This window comes from Longimicrobium sp. (assembly GCF_036280135.1).
Taxonomy (GTDB): Bacteria; Gemmatimonadota; Gemmatimonadetes; order Longimicrobiales; family Longimicrobiaceae; genus Longimicrobium.
Genome location: NZ_DASURI010000080.1, coordinates 1 through 4,289, shown reverse-complemented (window position 1 = coordinate 4,289; position 4,289 = coordinate 1). Strand labels below are relative to the sequence as shown.

The 4,289-nt window shown below is 71.3% G+C and carries 4 protein-coding genes and 1 riboswitch; all 4 genes read left to right on the top strand.

Annotated features, from left to right (window positions below; genetic code table 11):
* Positions 1-2,476 (top strand): DNA mismatch repair protein MutS (gene mutS / locus VFZ20_RS02810; protein ID WP_329682303.1); only part of this gene is annotated, 2,476 nt, incomplete at its 5' end.
* Positions 2,477-2,732: 256 nt separating this feature from the next.
* Positions 2,733-2,885: riboswitch (cyclic di-AMP (ydaO/yuaA leader) on the top strand.
* Between the two features lie 4 nt (positions 2,886-2,889).
* Positions 2,890-3,249 (top strand): hypothetical protein, encoded by a 360-nt coding sequence (locus tag VFZ20_RS02805; protein WP_329682302.1) that lies wholly within the window; start codon positions 2,890-2,892, stop codon positions 3,247-3,249.
* A gap of 258 nt (positions 3,250-3,507) precedes the next feature.
* Complete coding sequence (locus VFZ20_RS02800; protein WP_329682301.1) at positions 3,508-3,912, top strand: energy transducer TonB; 405 nt, start codon at positions 3,508-3,510, stop codon at positions 3,910-3,912.
* Positions 3,909-4,289 (top strand): PLP-dependent cysteine synthase family protein (locus VFZ20_RS02795; RefSeq protein ID WP_329682300.1); only part of this gene is annotated, 381 nt, incomplete at its 3' end. The genes VFZ20_RS02800 and VFZ20_RS02795, both read left to right, overlap by 4 nt.

Below are 4,289 nucleotides of genomic sequence, written 5' to 3'. Positions count from 1 at the left end.
GTTCAACGAAGACGCCGTCGAGGGAAGCAAGCTGCTGGACCTGACGCTCACCTCCCGCAACAACGGCGGCAGCAAGGCGCCCCTGGCCGGCATCCCGGCCCACGCGCTGGAGAACTACCTGCGCCGGCTGGTGGCGCTGGGCAAGCGTGTGGCCATCTGCGACCAGGTCGAGGACCCGGCGCTCGCCAAGGGCCTCGTCCGCCGCGCCGTCACGGAGATGGTCACGCCCGGCGCCGTCTTCAGCGACGCGCTGCTGGACGCCCGGCGCAACAACTTTCTCGCGGCCGTCGCCGGCGACGCGGCGGGCGAGGGGCCCGTGGGCCTGGCGCTGGCGGACCTGACCACGGGCGAGCTCACGGCGCGCAGGGTGGAGTGGGACGACCTGCCCAACGTGCTGGGCATCTGGCAGCCGGCGGAGGTCCTTCTTCCCCGCACGTGGGAGCTGTTTCCGCTCCCCGGCGCGGACAAGGCCACGCTCACCTACCGCGGCGACTGGCTGTTCGACCCGCGCGGGGCCACGGAGGAGCTGTGCCGCCACTTTCGCGTGGCCAACCTCACGGGATACGGCTTCGAGGCGCAGGACCAGTGGCTGGCGGCGGCGTGCGGCGCCCTCGTGCAGTACCTGGCCGAGGTGCAGCCGGCCGGCTTCGCGGGGCTGCGGCCGCCGCACGTGGAGCGCCCCGGCGGGGTGATGGCGCTGGACGAGATGACGCGCCGCAACCTGGAGCTGGTGGAGACGCTGCGCGGCACGGGCCCCGAGGGGACGCTGCTGCACGTGCTGGACGAGGCGTGCACGCCCATGGGCGGCCGCCTGATGCGCCGCTGGCTGCTGGCGCCCCTCGTGCGCCCGGACATGATCCAGGCGCGCTCCAACGCCGTCGCCGAGCTGTTCGACGACGACGCCATGCGCCGCTCCGTCCGCGACGCGCTGGGCGGCGTGCGCGACCTGGAACGTCTGGCCGTCAAGGTGGGCGCGGGGCGGGCCACGCCGCGGGAGATGCTGGCCCTTTCGGCCTCGCTATCGCGCCTGCCGCCGCTGCTGGAGGCGCTGGAAAAGGCGCAGGCCAGCATGCTGTGCGTGCACCGCGAGAACCTGGACCCGCTGGCGGACGTCCGCGAGGCCATCGACACCGCCATCGACCCCGAGGCGCCCGTCTCCATCGCCGACGGCGGCGTAATCCGCGCCGGCTTTCACGCGGACCTGGACGAGCTGCGCACCATCCGCGACGGCGCGGTGGACTTCATCGCCCGGCTGCAGGCCAGCGAGCGCGAGCAGACCGGCATCGGCACGCTCAAGGTGGGGTTCAACCGCGTCTTCGGGTACTACCTGGAGGTCACGCGGCGCGAGTCGGAGCGCGTGCCCGCCCACTACCACCGCAAGCAGACGCTGGCCAACGCCGAGCGCTACTACACGGCGGAGCTCAAGGAGTGGGAAGAAAAGGTGCTGGGCGCCGAGGAGCGCATCGGCTCCCTGGAGCAGCGCCTGTTCGCCGAGCTGCGGGAGATGGTCGCCCGCGAGGTGCCCCGCATCCAGCGCGTGGCGGACCACGTGGCGTCGCTGGACGTGCTGGCCGCGCTGGCGGAGGTGGCCGTGCGCCGCGACTTCGTCCGCCCGCAGGTGGACGACGGGTTCGCGCTGGAGATCCGCGGCGGCCGGCACCCCGTCGTGGAAACCATGATGCCGCGCGAGGAGTTCATCCCCAACGACATCCACCTGGACACGGATGCGCGGGTGATGATCCTCACGGGCCCCAACATGGCCGGCAAGTCGACCGTCCTGCGCCAGGTGGGGCTCATCCAGCTCCTGGCGCAGGTGGGCTCGTTCGTGCCGGCGCGGCAGGCGCGCGTGGGCATCGTGGACCGCATCTTCACCCGCGTGGGCGCGTCGGACAACCTGGTGCGCGGACAGTCCACCTTCATGGTGGAGATGAACGAGACGGCGGCCATCCTGCACGCCGCCACGCCGCGCTCTCTGGTGCTGCTGGACGAGATCGGCCGCGGCACGTCCACGTGGGACGGGCTCTCGGTCGCCACGGCGACGACGGAGCACCTGCACGACCAGGTGGGGTGCAAGACCATCTTCGCCACGCACTACCACGAGCTCACCAAGCTGGACGAGCGGCTGGACGGCGTGGTGAACTTCAGCGTGGCCGTGCGCGAGGTGGGCGAGGACATCGTCTTTCTGCGCCGCCTCGTCGAAGGCGGGGCGGACCGCTCGTACGGCGTGGAGGTGGCGCGGCTGGCCGGCCTGCCCGAGGCCGTGGTGGACCGCGCCCGGCAGATCCTGCACGAGCTGGAGACGGCGGCCGCGGCGAACGGTCGCCAGGGTCCGCCGCCGGACGTGCAGCTGGGCCTGTTCGGCGAGGCGCTGCCCCATCCCGCCGTGGAGCGCCTGCGCGTGATGAAGGTCGACGAGCTCACGCCCCTGCAGGCCCTCAACCTCCTCGCCGACCTGGCCAGGTCTGCGCGAAGCTGACGGGGACAGGCGCGCGCAGCCGGCACGGACGCACGGGATGGTTCTACGGACAATCGCACACGGGGCCTTCGGCCAACGGTGATAACGATAACGGATCAAAAACCGTTGACTCCGTTGGCCGAAGGCCCCGTGTGAGCATGCTGTTTCAATGCTCGTTCTTCGTGAGGATCGCATGAGAGGGCGGGGCAGGGAGGAGGTGCAGGGTTGAATCGGGGGGCGGATGAGGTTTGATTGGGAGAGCGGGGTGACGCTGCCCCGCGCTTCACGGCCGAACGCCCGGACGCGTGCCGGGCGGCGGGGGACCCAACGAGCGCGGCGGATGCGCTCCGGGGTGAATCCGGCCACGCGCCGGACGGAGGCTCTGGCTCCGAACCCGACAGCTAACCTCGCAGGCACAACCGGAGGACGACGGGATGGTAAACCTGCCCGACCAGGCCGCGCACATGCGGCGCATCGAGAGCAACGAGACGTCACGGCCCGCCGTCGCGCTCCCCACGCTGTGGGAGGACGACGGCGTTTTCGTGGACGGCGAGGTGCGCGTCCGCGTGCCGGACCGCGCGACGCCGGCCACGCCGCGCTCCCTGCGCGACAAGCTCGCGGCGGACGAGCGCGAGCGCCGCGACCACATCCGCCGCTGGGCGCGGATGATGATCGTCCACCTGGAACGCACGGACTTCCTGGCCCCGCAGGACGACTACGTGGACACGCTGGAACGCCTGCGCGAGCTGCTGCAGCGCGAGATCGACACCGTCCGCGCGGCGGAAGCGGAGTAGGCCCTCACCCGGGTTCGCAAAGCTCACCCACCCTCTCCCGCAAACTGCGCGGGAGAGGGTGTATACTTCCAATCGGCAGATCCGTGGCGGGGCAGCCTCCTCACGGTGGCGAGTCCCGTCGACGAAGTTCGTGATCCAACGCCGTCCATCCGCCGCGTACGTGGGGACAATCCGCCCTGTAACGGTTGCGAAACCATGCGGGAACCACGATCTTCGGCGCAACAACGCACCCGGCGATCCCCGCCCCACCCGCACTCCATGAGCCCTTCAGCGCGTTTCCGGCTTCTCGCGCTCGGCGCCGCCGGCCTTGCCTCGGCCGCCGCGTGCGAGCGCAAGCCCGTGGTGGAAACCGAGCCCGTGCCGCTCAACGAGTTCGCGTTCCAGTACCCCGAGGAGCTGTGGGACGCGGGGGTGGAGGGCAAGACCGTGCTGCGCATCCACATCAACACGGGCGGCACGGTGGATTCGGCCCGCGTGGAGACGCCCAGCCGGCACGCGGCGTTCGACTCGGCGGCCATCGCGGGCACCACCGCGCTCCGGTTCGAGCCGGCAAAGCGCGACGGGACGCCCGTGAGCAAGTGGGTGCTGCTCCCCGTGGAATTCGAGATCAAGGAACCGGGATCGGCCGCCGCCGACTCGGCCACCAACGCGCAGACGCAATGAACTCCGTCCTGGACATCGCCTTCAGCCGGCCCCGCCACACGCGCCCGTACGACAACGTGCTGGGCACCATCGGCTGGACCCCGCTCATCCGCCTGAACCGCGTGACGGAGGGCATCCGCACCCCCGTCTACGGCAAGGCCGAGTTCTACAACCCGGGCGGCAGCGTAAAGGACCGCATCGGGCCCGCCATCATCGAGGCCGCCGAGGCCGACGGCACGCTGCGCCCCGGCGGCACGGTGGTCGAGGGCACCAGCGGCAACACGGGCGTGGGCTTGGCGCTGGCGGCGGCCATCAAGGGCTACCGCTGCATCTTCACCATCCCCGACAAGATGAGCCAGGAGAAGGTGCGCCTGCTCAAGGGCTTCGGGGCCGAGGTG